The sequence below is a fragment of the Ruegeria sp. CK2 genome (assembly GCF_056536585.1).
Genome location: NZ_JBQFPW010000001.1, coordinates 348,442 through 369,859 on the forward strand (window position 1 = coordinate 348,442; position 21,418 = coordinate 369,859).

General features: G+C 54.9%; 16 protein-coding genes. 5 read left to right on the forward strand and 11 right to left on the reverse strand.

The genetic code is table 11. The annotated features are described in order from the left end of the window. Positions 1-73: 73 nt before the first annotated feature. The 5 genes from ACR0BU_RS01685 to ACR0BU_RS01705 form a co-directional block, all read right to left on the reverse strand. Positions 74-1,387, reverse strand: coding sequence for a TRAP transporter large permease (locus ACR0BU_RS01685; RefSeq protein WP_298932818.1), 1,314 nt, complete (start codon positions 1,385-1,387; stop codon positions 74-76). A 4-nt stretch (positions 1,388-1,391) separates the two neighbouring features. Beyond that, on the reverse strand, positions 1,392-1,925 hold the full coding sequence (locus tag ACR0BU_RS01690; protein WP_480735082.1) for a TRAP transporter small permease: 534 nt from the start codon (positions 1,923-1,925) through the stop codon (positions 1,392-1,394). Between the two features lie 69 nt (positions 1,926-1,994). Next, positions 1,995-2,972: a TRAP transporter substrate-binding protein gene (locus ACR0BU_RS01695; RefSeq protein ID WP_299078043.1), complete on the reverse strand. Its 978-nt coding sequence runs from the start codon at positions 2,970-2,972 to the stop codon at positions 1,995-1,997. A gap of 51 nt (positions 2,973-3,023) precedes the next feature. Next, positions 3,024-4,274, reverse strand: a complete 1,251-nt coding sequence (locus tag ACR0BU_RS01700; RefSeq protein ID WP_480735080.1) for an NAD(P)/FAD-dependent oxidoreductase — start codon at positions 4,272-4,274, stop codon at positions 3,024-3,026. Beyond that, on the reverse strand, positions 4,271-5,404 hold the full coding sequence (locus ACR0BU_RS01705; RefSeq protein ID WP_299078037.1) for an enolase C-terminal domain-like protein: 1,134 nt from the start codon (positions 5,402-5,404) through the stop codon (positions 4,271-4,273). The genes ACR0BU_RS01700 and ACR0BU_RS01705 overlap by 4 nt, the downstream gene beginning before the upstream one ends. 98 nt (positions 5,405-5,502) lie before the next feature. On the opposite strand from ACR0BU_RS01705, the gene ACR0BU_RS01710 reads away from it, so the two are divergent. Beyond that, complete coding sequence (locus ACR0BU_RS01710; RefSeq protein WP_298932828.1) at positions 5,503-6,423, forward strand: LysR family transcriptional regulator; 921 nt, start codon at positions 5,503-5,505, stop codon at positions 6,421-6,423. On the opposite strand, the gene ACR0BU_RS01715 is transcribed toward ACR0BU_RS01710, so the two are convergent. After that, positions 6,384-8,078, reverse strand: a complete 1,695-nt coding sequence (locus ACR0BU_RS01715) for a thiamine pyrophosphate-binding protein (RefSeq protein ID WP_480735078.1) — start codon at positions 8,076-8,078, stop codon at positions 6,384-6,386. The genes ACR0BU_RS01710 and ACR0BU_RS01715 overlap by 40 nt on opposite strands. A gap of 110 nt (positions 8,079-8,188) precedes the next feature. On the opposite strand from ACR0BU_RS01715, the gene ACR0BU_RS01720 reads away from it, so the two are divergent. From ACR0BU_RS01720 to ACR0BU_RS01735, 4 genes are all read left to right on the forward strand, one after another. Beyond that, positions 8,189-8,887, forward strand: a complete 699-nt coding sequence (locus ACR0BU_RS01720) for a GntR family transcriptional regulator (RefSeq protein ID WP_480735077.1) — start codon at positions 8,189-8,191, stop codon at positions 8,885-8,887. 3 nt (positions 8,888-8,890) lie between these two features. Beyond that, on the forward strand, positions 8,891-9,601 hold the full coding sequence (locus tag ACR0BU_RS01725) for an aspartate/glutamate racemase family protein (RefSeq protein WP_480735075.1): 711 nt from the start codon (positions 8,891-8,893) through the stop codon (positions 9,599-9,601). Between the two features lie 419 nt (positions 9,602-10,020). Next, the gene (locus tag ACR0BU_RS01730; protein ID WP_299078025.1) at positions 10,021-11,802 is read left to right on the forward strand and encodes an adenylate cyclase; all 1,782 of its coding nucleotides are present in this window, start codon (positions 10,021-10,023) and stop codon (positions 11,800-11,802) included. A 99-nt stretch (positions 11,803-11,901) separates the two neighbouring features. Further along, positions 11,902-13,335 carry a phosphatase PAP2 family protein gene (locus ACR0BU_RS01735; RefSeq protein WP_480735073.1) on the forward strand — a complete coding sequence of 478 codons (1,434 nt, stop codon included), beginning with the start codon at positions 11,902-11,904 and terminating at the stop codon, positions 13,333-13,335. On the opposite strand, the gene ACR0BU_RS01740 is transcribed toward ACR0BU_RS01735, so the two are convergent. The 5 genes from ACR0BU_RS01740 to xylF form a co-directional block, all read right to left on the reverse strand. Next, the gene (locus tag ACR0BU_RS01740; RefSeq protein WP_480735071.1) at positions 13,332-16,157 is read right to left on the reverse strand and encodes a hypothetical protein; all 2,826 of its coding nucleotides are present in this window, start codon (positions 16,155-16,157) and stop codon (positions 13,332-13,334) included. The genes ACR0BU_RS01735 and ACR0BU_RS01740 overlap by 4 nt on opposite strands. A gap of 754 nt (positions 16,158-16,911) precedes the next feature. Beyond that, on the reverse strand, positions 16,912-18,219 hold the full coding sequence (gene xylA / locus ACR0BU_RS01745; protein WP_298932842.1) for a xylose isomerase: 1,308 nt from the start codon (positions 18,217-18,219) through the stop codon (positions 16,912-16,914). A 9-nt stretch (positions 18,220-18,228) separates the two neighbouring features. Continuing rightward, positions 18,229-19,032, reverse strand: a complete 804-nt coding sequence (locus tag ACR0BU_RS01750) for an ATP-binding cassette domain-containing protein (RefSeq protein WP_480735070.1) — start codon at positions 19,030-19,032, stop codon at positions 18,229-18,231. Further along, positions 19,032-20,330 carry a sugar ABC transporter permease gene (locus ACR0BU_RS01755; RefSeq protein ID WP_299885303.1) on the reverse strand — a complete coding sequence of 433 codons (1,299 nt, stop codon included), beginning with the start codon at positions 20,328-20,330 and terminating at the stop codon, positions 19,032-19,034. The genes ACR0BU_RS01750 and ACR0BU_RS01755 overlap by 1 nt, the downstream gene beginning before the upstream one ends. A 62-nt stretch (positions 20,331-20,392) precedes the next feature. Next, complete coding sequence (gene xylF / locus ACR0BU_RS01760) at positions 20,393-21,412, reverse strand: D-xylose ABC transporter substrate-binding protein (RefSeq protein WP_480735068.1); 1,020 nt, start codon at positions 21,410-21,412, stop codon at positions 20,393-20,395. Positions 21,413-21,418: the final 6 nt, after the last annotated feature.

Consider the following 21,418-nt stretch of genomic DNA (forward strand, 5'->3'; position numbering starts at 1 on the left):
CAGCAGCAGAACTTTTTACCCTAGTTCAATACGCTCTTTGTCTGTTTGCGGAACAAGTGCCAGGCGTGTGACGTCAACCTCCGGGCCCCTGACGTAAGTTGTCAGGCAACCACGTGGCCAGTTCCGGGAACCAGATCAGCACGAATACCATCAAAACCATGATCAGGAACATCGGGATGGCAGCGCGCGCGATGTAACTCATTTCGTGGTTCGTCATACCTTGCATCACGAACAGGTTGAACCCGATCGGTGGCGTGATCTGCGCCATCTCGACGACAACCACGATGAAGATGCCAAACCATATCAGGTCAATCCCGGCGTCACGGATCATCGGCTCGACAACTGCCATGGTCAGCACAACCGAGGATATCCCGTCAAGAAAACAGCCCAGAATGATGTAGAAAACCAGAAGCACCATCAACAGTTCGAACCGGGTCAACTCCCAGCCAGCGATCAGATCCGCCAGCCCGCGTGGCAGACCGGTAAAGCCCATGGACAACGACAAGAACGCGGCCCCGGCCAAGATCAATGCAATCATGGCGCTGGTGCGTGTCGCTCCCATCAGGCTTTCGGTGAACGTTTTCCAGTTCAACGATCCTTGACCTGCCGCCAGTAACAACCCCCCGATCACACCAAAAGCAGCCGCTTCGGTTGCGGTGGCATAGCCCAGATACATCGATCCAATCACCACTGTGATCAGCAAAATCACCGGCAACAGGAAACGGGAATTCCTGACCTTTTCTGAAAAACTTAGTTTGCTTTCATCGTTCGGGTTCCAGTCTTTACCCACCTTCGAATAGATCGCGACATAGCCCATGAACATGGTGGCCAGCACAAGCCCCGGCAGAATGCCCGCAAAGAACAGTTTGGTGATCGATTCATTAATCGTCACACCATAAACGATTAGCGTCAGCGAAGGCGGGATCATAAGCCCCAAAGTCGCCGCTCCGGTCAGCGTCCCGATGATCATCTTCTCGGGGTAATTGCGCTTTCTCAGCTCTGGGATCGACATTTTCCCAACTGTGGTCAAAGTGGCAGCAGAGGACCCCGACACAGCGGCAAAGACCGTACAGCCCACGATATTGGTGTGCACCAACCCACCGGGCATAGGGGCCATCCAAGGGGACAGTCCTTTGAACATATCTTCGGATAATCGTGTTCGATACAGGATCTCACCCATCCAGATGAACATTGGCAGCGCTGTCAGCGTCCACGAGGAGGAGGCGGACCAAATGGTGGTGATCATCACGTCACCAACCGGTCGGGTGGTGAACAGCTCCATTCCGACCCACGCTACGCCCATCAGAGCAAGGCCAACCCATACGCCGGACCCAAGCAGCGTAAAAAGGACAAAAAGAAACAGGATGATGACAGATACGTTCTCCATATCCCTATTCTCCGTGGCTTTGATCGGCCAGATCACGGACGATGCGGTGATCGCCCCGGAACAGCACATGGATCAGATGATCTGTCAGGGCGATAGCGAGGATGATCGCCCCAATCAGCATGGCTGACTGCGGTATCCACAGCGCAGTTTTGTCCTGACCCTGACTGATATCGTTGAACTTCCAGCTCCAGTAGACAAAGCGATAGGCGTACCAGCAAAAGTACCACATCACTGCTGCGCCGATGGTAAAGCACCAGATTTCAAGGAGACGGCGCACCCCGTCCGGGACAGAGTTCAACAGGATTGACACCCGAATATGGCTGCCGCGATTCAACGCATTGGCGAAGGCAAGGAACGACGCCGCGGCCATCGCATATCCGGCATAATCCGGAGCGCCTGGAAATACTTCTCCGGTCCAGCGGGCAAGCATCTGAACGACGATGAGCAACAATATGGCAATCAGGCTGACCGCTGCCAGCACACCCGCCGCCAAATAGATGAAATCCAGTACGGACCGAAGCCCTCGCAATACCGCCATACCGTCCCCGCTGTGGTTCGTTTTGAGTGACAGCGGGCAGAGGGTTGGCCCCCGCCCGCCTTATGATGCTTACTGCGACGAGTTGAATGCATCGACGATGGCTTTGCCCTCGTCCCCTGCCGCTTCAAGCCATTCGTTTGTCATCGTCACGCCGATCTCTTTCAGCTCACCCACCATCTGGTCAGAAGCCGGACCAACAGTCATTCCGCCATCGCGCAGACCTTGCAGAGTAAACCCGGTGTATTCTTTGGCACGCCAGTTACCGGCGTATTCAGCCAGCGACGCACAAGCCTGAATGACGTTTTTATTGGCGTCAGACACGCCGGCCCAAACTTCCGAGTTAACCATGACGTAGTTTCGCGGCAACCACGCGTCTACTTCATAAAAATAACTCAGGCTTTCCCAAACCTTACGGTCATAACCGGTCGATCCGGATGACACCATGGACTCGGCAACGCCAGTCGCAAAAGCCTGACTGATTTCGGCAGCTTCGATGGTAACCGGCAGCATTCCCGTCAGTTCGGCCAGTCGGGATGTGGCGTTGTTGTACGAGCGGAATTTGATGCCTGCCATATCCGCGACCGAGTTTACCTCGTTCTTGAAATACAGGCCCTGTGGTGGCCACGGCACGGCGTAAAGCAGTGTCAGGTTCTGCTCGGCCAAAAGCTTTTCGATAGACGGCTTGGCAGCGTCCCAGAGTTTCGCGCTGTCGTCAAACGAAGTGGCGAGGAACGGAATAGAATCGAACCCAAACAGCGCATTTTCATTTTGGTGGCCGGAAAGAAGACGTTCGCCGATTGGCGCCTGCCCGGTTTGGATTGCGCGCTTGATGTCACCACCTTTGAACAGCGATCCCGAGGGGTGGGTGACGATTTCGATCTCACCGCCTGTCCCGGTAGTGACGCATTTGGCGAATTCCGCACCTGTCGCCGAATGGAAATTCGATGCCGAATAAGCCATCGGCATGTCCCATTTCTCGGCCAGTGCTGGTGCCACGGTGGCGGCGGTCAAAGCAGTCGCTGCCAGTAGGTTGGTTAGATGTTTCATCGTTTTCTCCCTATTGAGTACTAAAGTGTCGATGTTTTTCACCGGTCTGTCTTATGTTGTGAAACGCGAAGGCGCATAGACGCTCATATCCGTGTTCGGGGTTCTGCCCGCAATCATTTGCGCCAACAGGCGTCCAGTCTTTGGCCCGCCCGTCAGGCCAACATGATGATGTCCAAAGCCCATATAGGCCCCTTTGATACCAGGTACGTCGCCAATGATCGGGATCGAGTCAGCCGGAGCGGGTCTGTGCCCCATCCATTCCACTTCCTCCTTCCATGTCACGCCGGGAAACGCGGCCCGGGCATTTTTTCGCATCAGGTCAAACGGAGAGCGTGATGGCGCCGCATCTAGACCGCCGAATTCAACGATTCCTGCCAGCCGAATGCGTCCGTCCATTGGCGTCGCCACAAACTTGCCCGCGGCCACCATAACCGGGCTACGCGGCATGGCAGAAGGCTCTACCAATTCAATATGATAACCGCGTTCGCTTTCCAGAGGAACTGAAACTCCTAGTCGCTTGGCCAGTGGGCCAGACCAGACCCCCGCCGTGACGATCGCCGTGTCACACGCGATCGTTTCCCCACCGGCTCGCACGCCAGTGACTTGTCCGTTTTCACGAACGACGTCTTCGACATTGGCCCGCATGATCTTGCCACCGTTTGCTTCCACATGCGCGGCGAGATCTTTAACGTAGCGCCCCGGATCGGTGATGTGTCCGTGATCCGCCAGCTTTGCGGCGAAACCGATATCTTCGCTAAAGACAGGATCGTAGGCTTGAAAGGCCTTGCCCTCCAGCTCTTCCCAGTGGAAGCCATGCTTGCGCCGGATTTCCCATCCAAAGGCATCGCCTTCGAAATGGGCCCGGTTTTCATACAAGAACAGATAATCCGACGGAACGATCCACCTTTCGGCGATCGTGCCTTCGGCCAGCGCTTTGTGGTCGTTCAGGCTGTCTCCGATGATGGGCGTCAAGGCGGATGCGATGCGGTCAACGTCTGAAGCGTTGGCATGGCGCAGGTAGCGCATTAACCAAGGGACCAGCTTCGGCAAATACCCCCATTTCAGAAACAATGGCTGCGACGGGCTGAGGAGCATTTTCGGGGCTTTCTTCAAAAGACCCGGAACAGTCACCGGCACGATCGAACACGACGCCAACACCCCGCCATTCCCGTGCGAGGTACCCTCGCCCGGGCCTTCCTTGTCGATCAGGACTACATCATGGCCATCCCGCTGCAGCCAAACGGCAGCAGAAACACCGACAATTCCTGCGCCGATGATAGCGATTGTTTTGGATTCACTCATGCCGCCACCGCCTTGGCCACGGCATAGTGGTCAAGCTTTGTGACGTCTGGCTTGCCCCCCAACCCTGGCCCATCAGGGACAACGACATGACCATTTCTTACATCGAATGGTTCCTCCAGAATATCCTCTCTCAGAAAGTACGAAGCCTGATAGAACTCACAGCCCAGTGTGATTTCAGGCGTTGCGGCGATCATGTGAGTGCCGGCCAAATGCGCCAATCCAGCCTCGAACATATCGCCACCATAGGCGCTAAGACCATGCGCCGCGGCGATGCGGGCAACTGTTTGACCACGTGTCAGGCCTGCGGATTTCATTATCTTGACAGAGACACCGTCACAAATACCGTCTCGGGACGCGCGTTCCATGTCTTCCGGACCAAAGACGCTTTCGTCGGCCAACAGGGGCACGTCGATCGTCTGACGTAGATTTGCCATCAGGTCATAGTGATGAGCCCGTACAGGTTGCTCGATGAAATCGGGATGGAACTGCGCAACGTCCCGCACTTGTGCTGGTGCGTCTTCAATGGCAAGCCCTTGGTTATAGTCCACGCGGACAGAAAAATCAGGATAGTTTCGGGCCAGGCTTTCCAGGCGCATGATGTCAAAGGCATGATCTTTGAACCCAGTCTTTAGCTTGACGATCCGGACGCCATCGTCCCGCAACCGTGCCAACAGTTCGATGTCCTGAGTAAAATCAGGATTGGCGATCGAACAGCTTAGCGGGATGGTTCCACGGTACTTGCCACCCAGAAGCGACCAGACTGGCACCGCGCTGATCCTACCAGCTAAATCCAGCAATGCAGTTTCCAAAGCGGCTTTGGCCTCGGTGCAATGGGCCACCGCATAGGCGGCACGCGCCATGATCGCCGCCCGATCCCCGACTTTCGCACCGACGACAAGAGGCCGCAGATACCGGTCGAGTGCGGCATAGGTCGCTTCTGGCGTGCCTGTGAACACTGACCAGGGCGAGGCCTCGCCATATCCTTCACTGCCATCTTCCGACCTCAGGCGCAGGATCACGACCTCACAAACACCTTCGACAGACCCGATACCGTGATCTCGGCGGGACGTTACTGGAAGTTCCAGATGCCACAGGTCGTATCCGATTATTGTTTGTGTCAGATCGCCCATTCTTCCTCCCAGCGATAGAAAACAGCCTGCCTTGACGTCCATATCATTTCAAATACTATATTTTTGATACTTCATCAGAAAAAGTGATGGGATAAACAGTGTCTCTAAGGTTTCGGCAGCTGCAGGCCTTTCACGCGATCATGGAAACCGGAACCGTGACTGGTGCGGCGTCTGTGCTGGGCATCTCGCAGCCGGGCATCAGCAACCTGCTTGCACAGCTGGAACGCGAAGCCCGCCTGCCCTTGTTTGAGCGGAACAAGGGGCGTCTATTGCCGACCCCCGAGGCAGAACTATTGTACCGGGAAGTAGATACGGTCGTTCGGGGTCTCGATCATGTGGCACAAGCCGTGTCAGACTTGCAGAACAAACACCCCGGACAGTTGCAGGTCGCCTCACCACATCTTCTGTCCTTCGGTTTCATGCCGCGAGAGATTGCGCGCTTTGCCAAATCACGGCCGAACCTGTCCGTCAGTTTCCAATCTCAGTATTCCTCGAAAATTCAGGAATGGGTGACCTCTGGTCTGTTCGAGATCGGCATAATCGAAATGCCTGTTCTTCACGACACCCTGAACTATCAGGTTTTTCAATTCGAAACCCTTGCGACCTTTCCGGAAGACAGTCCCTTGGCCGCCTATGATATCCTGACCCCTGAAATACTTGAGGACGAGCCCTTTATCGTCATGGGTCCCGAACATCAGACCCACCTCAAAACACGCGACATCTTTACGACGGCAGGGCGCACGTGGCGGACACAGATACACACGCATCTGTCCGAAAACCTCCTGAGCTTTGTCAAGCAAGGCATGGGTGTCGCGATGATTGATCCATTTACCGTCGCGTTCGACGGCGAAAGCGGGTATCAAACCCGACCGTTCCGACCGGCCGTGATGCTGGATCTGGCGATAATCACGGCAAAAGGACGCCCGTTGTCCGCCATCGCTCAGGAATTTCTGGCACAGTTGGTCCCGTCAATCGAGTCTTATGCTACCCATTCCGAAACCGGCGCCGCCGCTTCGTGAAGCGGTTGAGAATGGATGTCGACCAGTGTCGGCCCGTCATGTTCCAGCGCCTGCTTCAGAACACCGCGTAAGTCTTCGGGGTCTTTCACCGTCCAGGATTTGACACCAAAGGCCGATGCAACTGCCGCATGATCGGTTCGATTGAAATCAACGTTGTAATAGCGCTGACCAAAGCCGGCATTCTGACCGGCCTTGATCCAGCCAAACACCGAATTTGAGAAGACGATCGAGGTGATTGGCATGTTGTGCCGCACCATCGTTTCAAACTCACCGCAGGCGAAGCCAAAGGATCCATCACCCATCACCGCCAACGTTTTGACCGAAGGCCGTCCGACATGCGCGCCCATCGCAGCCCCCAGCGAATAGCCCAGCGCGCCATGCGCGCGATTGGTGATGAAATGCCTCCCCGGCTTCTGCCAGCGATAATGCGCACTGAAGTAAGGGCACGGTGTCCCGGGATCAGCGACAACAATCGCATCGTCATCCAAAACTTCCATCAAATCCGCCATTACGCGTTCGGGCCGGATAGGTGTATCCCGACTGGCGGCGAGTGGGGCAAAAGCCGCCATCTTGGCCTTCCACGCCGCAGAGGCTTTGGCTGCTCCGCCCAAACCAGACAGATCCTTGCGCGCTTCCAAAACGCGCGCCAAAGCCTCCAACGCCAGTCGTGCATCGGCGCAGATCGCAACCTCTGTCTGATAATTCGCCCCGATCACCATCGGATCGCTATCGATATGAATGATTGTGGCGCCCCGCCCCGGGCTTCTCCAACGCTCGGTGGTAACAGATCCGGCGCGGCAGCCGATGAACAACACGACATCGGCGTGATCAACAACTTCGCGGGTTGCAGCCACGCCACCGTTTGATCCAACGACGCCCAAGGCCAGTGGATCGGTTTCGGCAATTGACCCCTGCCCCGACACCGTCGTGGCAACAGGCATGTCTATCAGGCTCGCAACACGGCGGAGTGCGTCCTCCGCACCGGACAGAACCGGCCCGCCACCGCATATCGCGACCGCAGATTTGGCCCGCACCAGGATATCAGCTGCCGCCTCGACAGCGTCTGGGTCAGGCCCTGCACGCTCGGCCGGGTAGCTGCGATGGCGCGCATCTGCCCAGATCTCGGCCTCGTCCACTGGGGCTTTCTGTGTGTCAAACGGCAAAGCCAAATGTGTCGCGCCGGGTGTTCCGGTTGTCATCGCCCGAAATGCAGCCCGCACCATCGCAGGCAGACGCGCGGCATCGTCCAATGACGCATTCCACTTTGCCAGCGGCTTGAATAGCGCGGCCTGGTCAAGTTCGGTCAAAGGGTATTTCCCGCGGCTGGTTGTCGCCACATCAGAGGTAATCGCAAGAATTGGCACCGAGCTTTCATTGGCTTCGATAACCCCCGGAAGGATATAAGTCGCCCCACCTCCTGACGGCCCTTCGCAAATGCCTGGCTTGCCGGTAACGCGGGCATATCCATCTGCCATATAGGCAGCATGGCGTTCATCCCGGGTCAGAATGTGTTGAATTCCATGATCCATCTGTGCCAGCGCATCATAGAACGGCAATGTCGTATCACCGCACAGACCAAACATATGTTCCACGCCGTGTGCTTCCAGCATGCGCACCAAAGCCTCAGCACCCGTCAGATAGTTGGTCCCCGTCATAGCTTGCGATTCCCTTTGCGATAATTGCACGCAGACCTGTATACAGTTTTGTATATTGATTTCAAGCTTGAGCTGTGGCACCTGTACTTTAACTGAAACAGGCGGGTTCTATGGCAGGTCCACGAGTTGATGATATCTATGATCAGGTAAAGGCGATGGCGGTTTCATTTCGTCTGCGACCAGGTGATCGCCTAAACGAAGTTGCCTTATCAAAAGAACTGGGCGTTAGCAGAACGCCGCTGCGTGAAGCGCTGAACCGATTGGTTGCGGAGCGACTGTTCGACTTTCGCCCCGGACAGGGTTTTTTCTGTCGCCCGTTGAATGCCCAAAGCGTTTTCGATCTATTCGAGCTGCGCGAAATCATCGAAACGGCCGCTGTTCGCGCAGCCTGCTTGAAAGCCACCGATGATCAACTGACGGACCTGAGAGATGAGCTTTATGCGACCGGTATCGACATCACAGGCCTGACGGTTCAAGAGGCAGTCCGCCGGGACGAGGCATTTCACTTTGGGATCGCCCGTTTGTCCGGCAATGCCGAGCTATTGCAGACCCTGACACGGATCAACGAACGCATCCGCTATATCCGCTGGATCTCGATGAGCCTTGATAGGGTCCAGCGTTCGAAGGACGAACATAAGCGGGTGATGCAGGCCCTTCTGGATCGCGATGCTGAAGAAGCCGCACGCGTCTTGGGTGCGCATATCACCAAGCGAATGGATCAAGTACAGGAGGCCGTGCGGTACGGTATCTCTAGCATCTACATGGAAGGGTCCGACGACATCTCGGGCCGTATCATCGAGGAAGCATAGGATATGATCGCAAAAGGTGGCAAATCGATCTATGGAGCGTCTGTTGGCATTCTTATGCTCGACGCCCAGTTTCCACGCATTCCCGGGGACATGGGCAATGCGCTGACATGGCCGTTTCCGGTGCTGTATCGTATCGTTCGAGATGCCTCGCCCGATTTGGTGGTCCGTCACCGGGCTGAAGGCATGCTGGACGCTTTCATCGAAGCGGCTCAGGATCTGGTCAAGGATGGCGTGGACGGGATCACCACCAATTGCGGCTTCCTGTCCGTGTTCCAGAACGAGCTGGCCGAGGCAGTGCCGGTGCCTGTTGCCACGTCATCGCTTATGCAGGTTGAGATGGTGAACCGCGTCCTACCAGCCGGAAAACGCGCCGGAATTCTTACCATTTCAGCCAGTGCGCTGACCAAGGATCATCTCCAAATCGCTCGGGTCCCCGATAACACACCAATTGGGTCAACCGAAGGCGGATACGAATTCACCCGTGCGATCCTAGGCAACGAATTCGCACTAGACGTGGACAAGGCGCGCGCTGACAATGTCGACGCTGCGCTGGCCCTGAAATCAGACAATCCAGACCTTGGCGCGATAGTTTTGGAATGCACAAATATGTGCCCCTATGCTGCAGATATTCAACACGCAACGGGGTTGCCGGTGTTTTCCATTGTGACATTCGTAACCTGGTTTCAGGCCGGACTTGTTCCGATCAAGTACTGAATCTCTTCGCCCTTGCCGATACTAAGCAATGTATTCCAGGAAGTTGGGTGAATTGAGTTTCAAAATACGATTTCGTGCCCGTTTTGAATGGCCATGAGTTGCTTCTAGAAGCCCACTGTTTTCCGACGGGAACACCCTCATCTGTTCAGGATTATTCGGAGTTTGGCATGCCCTGGGACTGTTTCTGAGCAGAACCGCAGCTCAGATTTCTTGTTGAAAAGTGGCAGACGACTTGATTCTGTCAATCAAGACTGCTTTGGTACGGCCTTAATTTTATATTTATTTATTAACTTCAATGCCGCCTTATCGTTCACGCCTCCAGCATGGGCAAAAACCCCAACATGGTTGGGACTCAGTCACTATGCTAGTCTGAGCGCGCAGTTATGGTAAACCGGAAGTCTCAAAAGGTTATTTTTTGAATGGTAGGGTCTAAAGACAACGAACTCAGATTGCGAATTGCCGTAATTGCCTTTGCCGATGTGGCCAACTACTCGCGTCGCATTCGCGAAGATTTGGAGGGGACTGTGCACGCGTGGACGACGCTTCGCCAACAAGTCATTTACCCTACCGTGGCAACCGCCTCCGGCCGCGTTATCAACGAAGCTGGAGACGCGGCGCTGATTGAATTCCCCAGTGTGCGCACCGCAATCAACTGGGCGCTTGATGTTCAACGCTCAATGCGGGGCAAACGCAAATCCCACGCTGGTATGCGGTTGCGTATAAGCATCAATGTCGACGATGTATTGGATGACGGTGAAACAATCCAGTCAGACGGGGTTGTTGTCACGTCACGAATTCACCAATTGGCGGCACCGGGTTCGGTTGTGGTTACGCAATCGGTGCGCGATATTATCCGAACCCAACCCGGCCTGACTTTCCGTGGGCTCGGCGCGCCTCAACTGAAGAACATCGACTTTCCTATTCGTGTCTACGCGGTGGAAGAACAGGCCGACAAACGCGGCTTGGTGCGCCCGCATGCGAATTGGTCAACGAGGCCGACTCTGGCTGTTCTCCCGTTTGAAGTGTCCGGCGATGATAACCAACGTTACTTTGGCGAAGGCATTACCGAGGATATAATTACCGGTGTGTCACGCAGCCGTGCCATGTTTGTTGTCGCTCGCAATTCTACCCTACAGTTTTCCAAAGGTGATAAAAACTCCAAAGAAATCGCATCGGCACTCGGAGTGAAATATCTACTCAACGGCTCAATTCGTCGACAGGGCGCGGTATTGCGCATCAACACCGAACTGGTTGACGTTGACCGCGACCGCGCCATTTGGCGCGAACGATTTGACGGCGTTTCCGAAGATATTTTTTCGTTCCAGGATCAAATCGTGTCCAGCATTGTCGCGACGCTGGAACCCAAGGTGCTCAACGCAGAAACGTCTAATCTGGGCACGCGCGCTACAGAAAACCTCGATGCGTATGACTGTGTACTTCGTGCATTGTCAGAGCTCTACCTGGCGAACGGCGAAAGCTATTTGCGTGCCCGAGATTATCTATCGCAGGCAGTGCAGCTTGACCCCGGATATGCCCAGGCGCATGCTTATCTAGCCTGGTGCCTTAACTTTATCATGGCAGAAGGTGCGTCCAAGAACATTGCCGACGATCGGAACCTAGCCATCCAATGCGCCCGCCAGGCGCTCAACCTTGATCCGGAGGATGCGCTTAATCTTGCGGTTCGTGCACACATACTTGGCCTCCATGAACAATCCCCAAAAGACGCGGTGGAATTGCTGGATGAGGCGCTGCAGTTGAACGAGAACTTGCCTGTTGCCTGGGGTCTCAGCGCTACAAATCTTGCGTATTTGGGAAATTGCGAAGAAGCGCGGGATCGATTGTTGAATGTCTGGCGGCTGACACCCTACGATCCCCTGAACTTTTTCTATCAGACGGCAGCAGGCCTAATTGAGTTTGTTGCCGGAGACTACGAACAGGCGATTACGCAGCTCAAGCGGGCCAATAGAAGAAAACCAAATTTTGTGGCTGGATTGCGCTTACTCGCCGCCTCGTTGGGAAACAACGGGAACCTGGTCGAAGCGCGAGAGGTCGCTCAGAAACTTATAGAACAGGATCCTGGTTTCTCGGTTCGGGATTTTGTGGCATGGTATCCCATACAAGCACCGGCCGCATTGGAGCAATTGGAACAAGGTTTGATAGCAGCCGGATTACCACCGGCCCATGTTCGAGAAGGCTGCTAATTGGTGCGGCTCAATACAAGCTATCGTTTCTAAGAAGGGGTTTAATTTAACAATTTATCGGCTGACATGCCGAAAAGCCGACAGAGGGGGTTATTGATCATGACATCTAGTGGTTCGCGTTCAGGTGCTGCAAACGGCCTTGGGGCCAGCCAAGGGCTGGGCCTGGGTTTGGGCTCGTCTCAAGGTCTGGGGCTTGGCCTTGGACTTGGTAACGGACTGGGTCTCGGCAATGGTCTAGGACTGGGCAATGGGCTTGGTCTCGGCAATGGTTTGGGGTTGGGCAACGGGCTTGGTTTAGGTAACGGGCTTGGCTTGGGTAATGGGCTTGGCTTGGGTAATGGGCTTGGCTTGGGACTGGGGAATGGCGAAGGGGCAATACCCGTCGGAGCAGATGGCGGCATAGGCTTTGTAAGAAGCTACTACGCCACGCCAATTGAGCTGGCATTGCTGCCCTGGTCGCTGAACTTCACGCCCGATAACGCGGGCGTCCCGCCCTTCCCGCTGGATTTCATGATTAGCCCCTATCAGGACGAGGGCAAGGCACCCGTTCTGGCCTGGACCACCGAGGACTGGGATCCTGCGCTACGGTTCTGGACGCTACCCTTTGATGACCACCTGAATGAATGGCTTCGCGCGGCGGACCGGTCTGAACCAGCCACACTTGCAGCGCTTGAATTCGCCGGGCAATGGGAAAAATGGCATCCTGACTTCTTCAATGATCAGGCTGGAGGCGGAGAGGGCCCTGGCGCTGAGACATGGGTAACAGGCGCTGATCTGGCCTGGCGTTACGTCTTGAATAGCGGCGATACGAATGCAGAGAAAAAAGCAAAGTCCGAAGCCGCTTTTGCAACCATTCAAGTCGAACTTGAAACGCTTAAATACTACATGGAGGATGATCGCGCGAGCTACCTCGTGGAATGCGATGTGCAGGCTGATGGTCTGCCCGCCTATCTGATACATTTCCTTGGCGCGAACTCTTTCGATCACCCCTATACCCTCAAACTGATCGATCTTGGACTGGCGGTCGGGAACGTCGCCTATATGTCCTACAAAGCTTACTATAAACGTGTGCGCCCATCTATATTGATGCCTGGCCTGACAGTTCCGTTTGGGCCGCCAGCGCATCCGGCATTCCCCAGCGGACACTCTTTCCTGGCATACTTCATCTCATTGCTTTTGCTTGAGATCCCGGGAATTGCATTCCGCTACGGTGTGCAGGTCGGCCCCAATCCGGGCAATGGGGATCTGCTTGGCAAGCCAGATCTTAGCTACATGATGCAAGCGGTAAATGACATTCACTCTCCGTTGCTTCAGATTGCGAACAGAATTGCGGTCAACCGCGAACGCATCGGCGTGCACTATCCCACTGACTCATCTGCCTCGCGCCACCTTGCGTCTAATATCTGGTCGGACATCATGGCGAATGACATCATCTGTCCGACGGTTCACACGATCCTATCGCACGCAAAAAGCGAGTGGCCAGCTGGTTGGGCCGATGCCGATGTTCAGGTCGTTCCAGCGCCTGGGCCCTAGCCGCGCCACAAACCTAGATTGTTGTCAGTGGCCACCAGATCGGTCAGCGCTCGGGGTGTCCCTGGCAAGTTGGGTGTGACGTCATCCGCCTCCACCTCAAGCGCGACCGGAAGTGCTTTCGCAGGGTCGGTGTTGGCATGATCATCTGCGCAACTGATTTCGAACAACAATACCGCGTTGTTTGTGGCCATCGCGTCTTGCACTTCTTGGTCCAAGTCGCCAGCGTCCGTTTGAGTTGATACTCCGGAAGCGATGTCTCCCAGTGGCAGCGAAAACACCCGATCTTCCCATTTCAAGCTACTCGGATTCTCATCCCAACCTGGTGTCGACGGATCGCCGCTCAGCTTGCCAATCCAAATCCTCAGCTCGACATTTTCGGCAGTCACACTGCCTCGATTGCCAAAAACCACAGCATTGGTCATCAACCACAACGGATCGACGCCCCAATCCAACGAAACCGGACGATAGCTGCCTGGCCCGTATTCAACCGGTCCAACAGAGGTGTCTTCCGTTTCGGGACGCCTATCGGCGACATAGATGTCCACCTCGGGTGGCACGCCTATGCCATTATGTGGTTTGGCAGGATCGGGCGGAAACATGCCCTGTGCTTCAAACGCCCAGCGCACAACCTTATTTGCCAACCCGCCGCGCCATTCCACAGGCTGAGTGCCGCCAAAGCGATAGTCGACGATTGGCAATGGCGACAGCGTTCCCACATCAGATTCTTGCATACCTGTTTGGAGGAATTCCGCCATCGAAGGCGATTGAGCAAATCCATCAATCGCCCGAACCAGCAGGTACAACGTCACGAACGAGGCGCGTTCACGCACCTTCTGGTCCGTCCCCTGCTCTGGGTTCCCCATTACATCGGTGTCGCCGCCCAAGGCGCGATACAGGCGAAACACCGTCGATGACAAGATTTGCTCTGTCAAATAAGACTTAAACCGAAATCCTACTGAAGGCTCCGTCTCTAGCACGGAACGATTTAAGGTCCCATACCATGCCCACCCCAACAGCGGTGTTCGATCATGGCGGCGTGTCGAAAACACAAAGGGATAAGTCACGCCGCGAAACGAACTTGCAACGCCGTCGCGTGTATCGGCGAGGCGCGAGATAGGATCGAAAGCGACCGCAGCCATGCCATCGCCCGGGCTGTGGCAAAAATCAAATTCCAGTTGCCCTATTCGAGCGGCCAGCAGGTAATGTGAGAACTCGTGGAGCATCCAACGTCCGCTTGACGCTATCCCAAGTGGTTCTGCCCATTTTCGGCGGCCATCAGGCTGTACCGGCCTGTCCCAACGGTTCAGGTTGGCCAACGCCAGGTTCATCTCGATTGCTGGTTTCTCTGCCCCAATTTCAGGCTGTTGCGGCGGATCATATTTGACTTGAGCGTTTATCGTACGACCACCGCCTCCGGGCCCGGGCGTAATGCCTGCTCGATAGAATATCCCAATATCCTTTTGTGCATGAATAACGAAACCGTCTGGAACAATGCCAAAGGCAGACAACATGCGAAAGAAATCAGCGGCGTTGCAGTAGGCGTTGAGTGCCGCAAATTCGTTGCTGCGAGGTGGGATGTCACCCAATTTGGCTGGCGGTATCGTTTTGACGGTTTCTCCGTTTGAAGCTGCCGGCCTGTCCTCGGGGACAAGTTTCGGACATAGGCGAATTTCAAACCCATCACCTTCCAGTTTAGCAGGCACTGGGCGATCAACGAAATACTCTACCAGCATTGCGTCATCACGCGGCGGGCGTCGCAGTGTCCAGTCGTACTGCGCCGGCGGATCACTTGCGTCATGCCAACCCGACGGTGTTTGTACAAAAACACTGGCATTGTGCACGGCATGCGTTACCAACTCGTGTTTTGTTGTGCCGCTAATGATCAACTTGAGATCGGGACCCGTTGTGTCGACGCCAGAGATTTCTGATTGCACCTGAAAACCCAAAGAGGTGCCTGCCCTGGGTTTGCTTGCCCGAGCCTTTGATCGCAATGAAAACAAAGGACCCTGCCGGATCAAGGATTCCTCTGACACGATGCGGGGCCAGATTTCTTCGACAACAACAGTCTCCGCGCTTGTCCCTGACGAGGATGCAATGTCCGCGTCGAACCGCCCCAGCTTTGCGGCGCTGGTGAAACCATGGACTACTCTCGAATAGATTTCGCGGTTGTCCTCTTTCAACAAAAAGAACTGTTCCGAAAAGCTTGTGTATCCCGGCAATGGCAGTTCTGCCGTCATTGTACGTATGGTTACTTTCAGACCGTCGGTGGAGTGCTCAACCGCCATCGGTATACGAAGACCCACATTGTAGGAAAAAACGTCGAGCCTGTTTTCGTTCTGCTGTCCTTCGGCGGCAGTGAGAATAATCGTGGCGGGAAGTTCGTGCGTTTTGGTGTCGCGAGATAAGTTCCATGACCCAATGAACTCTGGCTTTTGCCCATAGTTTTTTCCAACCGCTGGCCAAACAGGCAGCCATTGAATGTAGTTTTCCAGAAATAACGAAGGGCGTGACGGGAACAGCGCGCGTTCCCACGACTCTGGAAGATCCAACCCCTTGTCGACGTGATTATAATCTTCCAAAAATTTTTGCAGATGGCGCAAATAGTTGGCCGCCACTTTGCCAAGGAGTTCCGCCGTAACCTCGGACGCTCCTTCAATAACTGCCGAATATGGAACACCGATATGCGACGCACGTCGCGATGGGCGGCCAGTTTGCGGAAACTGTTTTTCAAACGTGAGCCAGCGCTTGTATTGGCCTTCGGGATATTTGTTGTAAGGGCCAGGTGGCCAAGCGGGATTTTCGACATCAGGATTTTTTGACAATATGGTTCTCCAGAAAATTGCAGGTATTAAAAGAACACATTGACCTCATTGTAGCTGAAATTCCTCTCGCTCGATAGAAGGCGAAGCTCTGGTCAATGTGTGACGAACCACAGCTATGGCGGAATGACAGCGTAATTGAGCCTCCGCATCGTGATTTAGGTCTCTTTAACATTCTGGAATTATTAAAAATTAGTACTCTCGCATGTGGAGCCCCGGATATCAGACCTGCTTTCCGAATTTACCCGCAGATTGCCGGTTGCCAGTCCCCAAAACGATCTCACCGAATCTCGACACTTAGACTTTCCGATCGATCTTGGCTTAAGGTGTCCGACTTGAGCGGCCCATGTTTGCGACGGTCACACCAACAAAAGTGAATTGCGACACTATTCCTGGTTAGAAAACACAGCTTAAGTGAGACGTGCATAAGTGGCAGCACTGTCAGATAAATCGCACCAGTTTCAGCCAGGCCAGCGGGGCTATCTATTGTCGCCTAAAGGCCGCAAAACCTGACCAATTCAGAACGTGTCAGCTTGAAGGTGGGGCTGGTTGTAAAGTATTTGAAAAGCGGTCGTTTGTTCATGGACGGAGGTTTGGAAAGTCCGCGCGGCCTCTGGCCAAGTGCTTCTGACAAGACCCCTTAACGCATCCCTTGATCGTGAACGCAATATAGTGCCCACCGCGCAACGACTCTTTCCAACTCCGCGCAAGTCGGCTTCTACCGACGACGTTTGGACATGAACTTAGTACGTTTTGGTCAGACGAACCTGTTTACGTAGTTTTCCAAGTATTCTTGCCGTCCCGAACGAGGCTCGGGCTTGATCGCTTCAATCAGAACACGAGAAGCAACTTCTTCTAGGCTGGACCCCAGCATGACCTGAGCTTCGGGACTTTGCCAACCTGAGTATCTATTCGCCAGCGCTGAATCGAGGCCACCGTCCTCAATCATTGCGGCGGCGGCCTTCAGGCCTCTGGCGCAAACATCCATTCCACCGACATGCGCCGCAACAAGATCTTCAGCATCTATCGATTGCCGACGGATTTTCGCATCAAAGTTTGTACCGCCCGTCGAAAACCCACCAGCTTTCAGGATGTAGTAATAGGCCAAAGCGACTTCGGGGGTGTTGTTCGGGAATTGATCCGTGTCCCAGCCCGACTGGTAGTCGTTTCGGTTCATATCGATAGAGCCCAGCATTCCCTCTGCTGCGGCTACGGCGATTTCGTGTTCAAAACTGTGGCCCGCAAGAATTGCGTGCCCCTGCTCGAGGTTCAGCTTCACCTCATCCTCGAGCCCGTATTTTCTTAGGAACCCGATACACGTCGCCGCATCATAGTCATACTGATGCTTTGATGGTTCCTGCGGTTTGGGTTCGACCAGAATGGCGCCTTTGAATCCAATCTTGTGCTTGTATTCCACCACCATATTCAGAAAGCGGCCCATGTGATCCAGTTCGGCTTTCAAATCGGTGTTCAGCAAAGTCTCGTATCCTTCACGCCCCCCCCACAGAACATAGTTTTCACCACCAAGCTTATGCGTGGCGTCAATACAGGATTTCACAGTGGCGGCGGCAAATGCGAAAACGTCGGGGTCTGGGTTGGTGCTGGCACCTGACATCCAGCGGCGATGGCTGAACATATTGGCGGTACCCCAGAGGAGTTTGGTTCCAACCGCCCGCATCTTTTCGCCGATATAGTCGGTGATTTCCTCGAGGGTTCTCAGGTTGTCCGCAAAGTTCCCTTGTTCGGGCCGGATGTCTGCGTCGTGCCAGCAAAAATATGGCTGCCCCAGAATGTCGAACATCTCAAAGGCAATGTCTGCCTTCATACGGGCCCGACCCATATCATCCTGCGGATGCCATGGACGTTCAAGGGTCGGGCCACCAAATGGATCGCCGCCTTCCCACGCAAAGGAGTGCCACCAGGCCACAGCAAACCGCAGGTGATCTTCCATACGTTTGCCCATGACAACCTCGTCCGGGTTGTAATGGCGGAAGGCCATAGGATTGCTGCTGTCAACGCCTTCATACCGGATCTTTTCGATCCCTTCAAAGAAACGGCTTGTCACACCTGCCCCCTATTCAGCTGTTTGTCCTGGCTGTTTGCCAAGAATGATCATCGACAACAGGTCGTCGTCGGTTACGTCGGCAATGTTCACTGTTCCGACCAGTTTTCCGTTCTTCATGACGGATGCGCGATCACACAGTTCCATCACCGCGTGAACGTCATGATCAATGAGGAAGATCCCTATTCCTTGCGCCTTTAGTTGGTGGATCAGGTCTGCCACCATCTGCGTCTCATGCGGACCCAAAGCCGCGGTGGGTTCGTCCATAATCAAAATACGGGCGTTGAAGTATACGGCACGTGCGATTGCGACGGATTGGCGTTGCCCACCAGACAACGCGGAGACCGGATCGTTGAACTTTTGAAAGTTCGGGTTCAATTGCGCCATGATCTTGCGGCACTCGGACTCCATCGCCGCGTCATTGACCAGTCCGAACGGCGTGGTCATTTCGCGCCCCAGGAAAAGGTTCGACGTTGCATCCAGATTGTCTGCCAGGGCGAGCGTCTGGTAGATCGTTTCGATGTTGTTGGCCCGTGCATCTCTGGGGTTGTTGATCTCAACCGTTTTGCCATCGATCAGGGTCTCGCCGTGATCCATCTGATAGGCCCCGGACAAGGCCTTGATCAAAGTGGATTTCCCGGCTCCGTTATGCCCGAGCAAGCCTACGACCTCACCTGGGTAGAGGTCGACCGATACGCCGTCTACGGCTTTGATTCCACCGAAAGATACCGAGATATCGCGCATTTCGACCAGTGGCGGTGCGCCTGAGCCGCGACCAGATGCCGAAGGCGTTTGCTGCGTTTCCTGAGCTTGCATCACTTTGCCCCCAATCGTTTGCGGTAGACGATATCTATATAGACAGCGAGCACCAGAACGCTGCCAACGACGATGTTCTGAAACGGTGCATCAACGCCAACCATCGCCATCCCGGACTGAAGTGCTTGCATGATTAAGGCGCCAAGGATCGCGCCATAAATGGTCCCGATGCCGCCAGACAGTGCAGTACCGCCTATGACGGCTGCGGCAATCACCCTCAACTCGTCCAGAGTGCCTATGTCATTGGAATGGTTGGCCAGCCGAGCCGATGCAACCACAGCCGAAACAGCACAGAGGAATCCCATCAACGCAAATATCTTGACCGTTAGCATTCGCGTATTGATTCCCGAAAGCTCAGCCGCGTCCGGGTTGCCGCCGGTCGCAAAGATATAGCGACCGAAACGGGTTTTGCGAGCCACTATGGTCAGAGTGACCGCAACGATAATTAGTATGAGAACGGAAATCGGTATGCCATATCCTACAACCAGCCCCTCTGGCATCGTTTCTCCACGGGCCTCAAACATACGTTGCAGCCTACGTGTCGGAATGGCGTAGCTGTTTACGATGTAGACATACCCAAGGATCGCAATCGCAATGATCCCGGCCAGAGTGGTTTCGGCCCAAACAGGTTTCACAGGGAAGCCATGCGCAGCCTTGGCGCGCCTCCCGCTCCACAAAACCCAGATTGCGATTGCGGCTGCAAACAGACCGAACATCCAGCTTGTCGTTGAACCCAAAGTTCCGTTGGTTCCTCCGAACATCAGGAACGTGCTATCCAATGGGCCAATTGTCTGCCCGCTGGTCAAATACCAGGCCACGTTCCGCCAGACCAGAAATCCGCCTAGGGTCACAATGAAAGCGGGTATCGTTAGATAGCCTACCATCCATCCGTGAAAAGCCCCGATCAAGGTGCCGACGAACAACCCGACCACGATCGTGATGGCCCATGTCGCGGGATTGTTAAGCCCCATTCCCAGCATACTGGGTAGCAACTCGGTTTGTGTCATCGCCATCACGGCTGATGTGGTCGCCAGCAACGCACCAACCGACAGGTCGATGTGGCGCGTGACGATGATAAAGACCATTCCGCAGGCCATGATGGCTACTGAAACCGTCTGGATCGAAAGGTTAAACAGGTTGCGAGGGGTCAGAAAGCGCCCGTCGGTAACGATATTGAACCCTATGCACAAGATGACAAACGCGCCGATCATTCCCAAAAGCCGCATGTCCAGTTCCAGTTGTTGGAACAGGTTTGGCTTTGCTTTTTCAGGTATCGGCTGAGACGAAGTTTCGGTCATTTCCGATCTTTCATATTCAGCAATGGTCCCTGGCCCTGAATGCGGGCCAGGGACTGACAAGTTTAGCTACACGGGGCCGGGCCGTTTGCTACGCCCTGGCATAGGTCCTCTAGCGGGATCCAACCGGCATCGACAACAACGGACAGGTTGTCCTTGGTGATCGGAACCGGCGCCAGGAAGACCGAGTTCATCTCGGTGCCACCTGGTGATGTCCAGCGTACCGCCTCTTCGACCTCAGCAGGGCTTGTTCCACCGCTGAGAGCGACCGCGATTTCACCAGCCGCTTTGCCGAGCTCGCGCGCATCTTTCCAAACCGAAACGGTTTGCGTACCCAGCGCCACTCTGTTCAGGGCCGCATGGTCCCCATCCTGACCAGAAACGGGGATACCCTCCATACCCTGCGCAGTCAGAGCTGCAACGACACCACCGGCAGTTCCGTCATTCGAAGCAACGACCGCGTCCACGTTGTTTTCATTCGCGGTCAGGATCTGCTCCATGTTCCGTTGCGCATTCGCCGGGAGCCAGCCGTCGGTATATGCCTCGCCCACAATCACGATGTCACCACTGTCTACTGCGGCGCCAATAATCTCTTGCTGACCACCGCGCAGAAAGTCGGCGTTCGGGTCAGTCGGAGACCCCTTGATCATCACGTAGTTACCCTTGGGCATCGCGCCAAAAACCGCCCGCGCCTGCATCCGTCCGACTTCAACGTTGTCGAAAGTCAGATAAAAAGCGCGTTCATCTTCGATAAGACGGTCATAGGCGATGACCGGAATGCCTTCGTCGGCGGCCGCCTGCACGGCCGGACCGATCGCTTGCGCATCTTGCGCAAGAATAATCAGTGCGTCCACGCCTTGCGCGATCAGACTTTCAATGTCGGAAAGCTGTTTTGCCGAAGACGATTGTGCGTCCGCTGAAAGGTATTCGGCGCCACCGGCTTCAAGCGCAGACTTGATGGCCGCTTCGTCCGTTTTCCAGCGTTCTTCCTGAAAGTTTGACCAGCTTACGCCAACCACTGGTTCTGCAAACGCCGCAGATGCCAGCAATGTAAACGCAGCCGAGAAGCTGAGAATTCGTTTCATGATTTC

Coding starts and splice junctions, on each gene's coding strand:
- ACR0BU_RS01705 (WP_299078037.1), bottom strand. CDS start 5,404: ATGGGCGATCTGACACAAACAATAATCGGATACGACCTGTGGCATCTG.
- xylF (WP_480735068.1), bottom strand. CDS start 21,412: ATGAAACGAATTCTCAGCTTCTCGGCTGCGTTTACATTGCTGGCATCT.
- ACR0BU_RS01685 (WP_298932818.1), bottom strand. CDS start 1,387: ATGGAGAACGTATCTGTCATCATCCTGTTTCTTTTTGTCCTTTTTACG.
- ACR0BU_RS01735 (WP_480735073.1), top strand. CDS start 11,902: ATGACATCTAGTGGTTCGCGTTCAGGTGCTGCAAACGGCCTTGGGGCC.
- ACR0BU_RS01730 (WP_299078025.1), top strand. CDS start 10,021: ATGGTAGGGTCTAAAGACAACGAACTCAGATTGCGAATTGCCGTAATT.
- ACR0BU_RS01690 (WP_480735082.1), bottom strand. CDS start 1,925: ATGGCGGTATTGCGAGGGCTTCGGTCCGTACTGGATTTCATCTATTTG.
- ACR0BU_RS01725 (WP_480735075.1), top strand. CDS start 8,891: ATGATCGCAAAAGGTGGCAAATCGATCTATGGAGCGTCTGTTGGCATT.
- ACR0BU_RS01700 (WP_480735080.1), bottom strand. CDS start 4,274: ATGAGTGAATCCAAAACAATCGCTATCATCGGCGCAGGAATTGTCGGT.
- ACR0BU_RS01715 (WP_480735078.1), bottom strand. CDS start 8,078: ATGACGGGGACCAACTATCTGACGGGTGCTGAGGCTTTGGTGCGCATG.
- ACR0BU_RS01750 (WP_480735070.1), bottom strand. CDS start 19,032: ATGCAAGCTCAGGAAACGCAGCAAACGCCTTCGGCATCTGGTCGCGGC.
- ACR0BU_RS01755 (WP_299885303.1), bottom strand. CDS start 20,330: ATGACCGAAACTTCGTCTCAGCCGATACCTGAAAAAGCAAAGCCAAAC.
- ACR0BU_RS01720 (WP_480735077.1), top strand. CDS start 8,189: ATGGCAGGTCCACGAGTTGATGATATCTATGATCAGGTAAAGGCGATG.
- ACR0BU_RS01695 (WP_299078043.1), bottom strand. CDS start 2,972: ATGAAACATCTAACCAACCTACTGGCAGCGACTGCTTTGACCGCCGCC.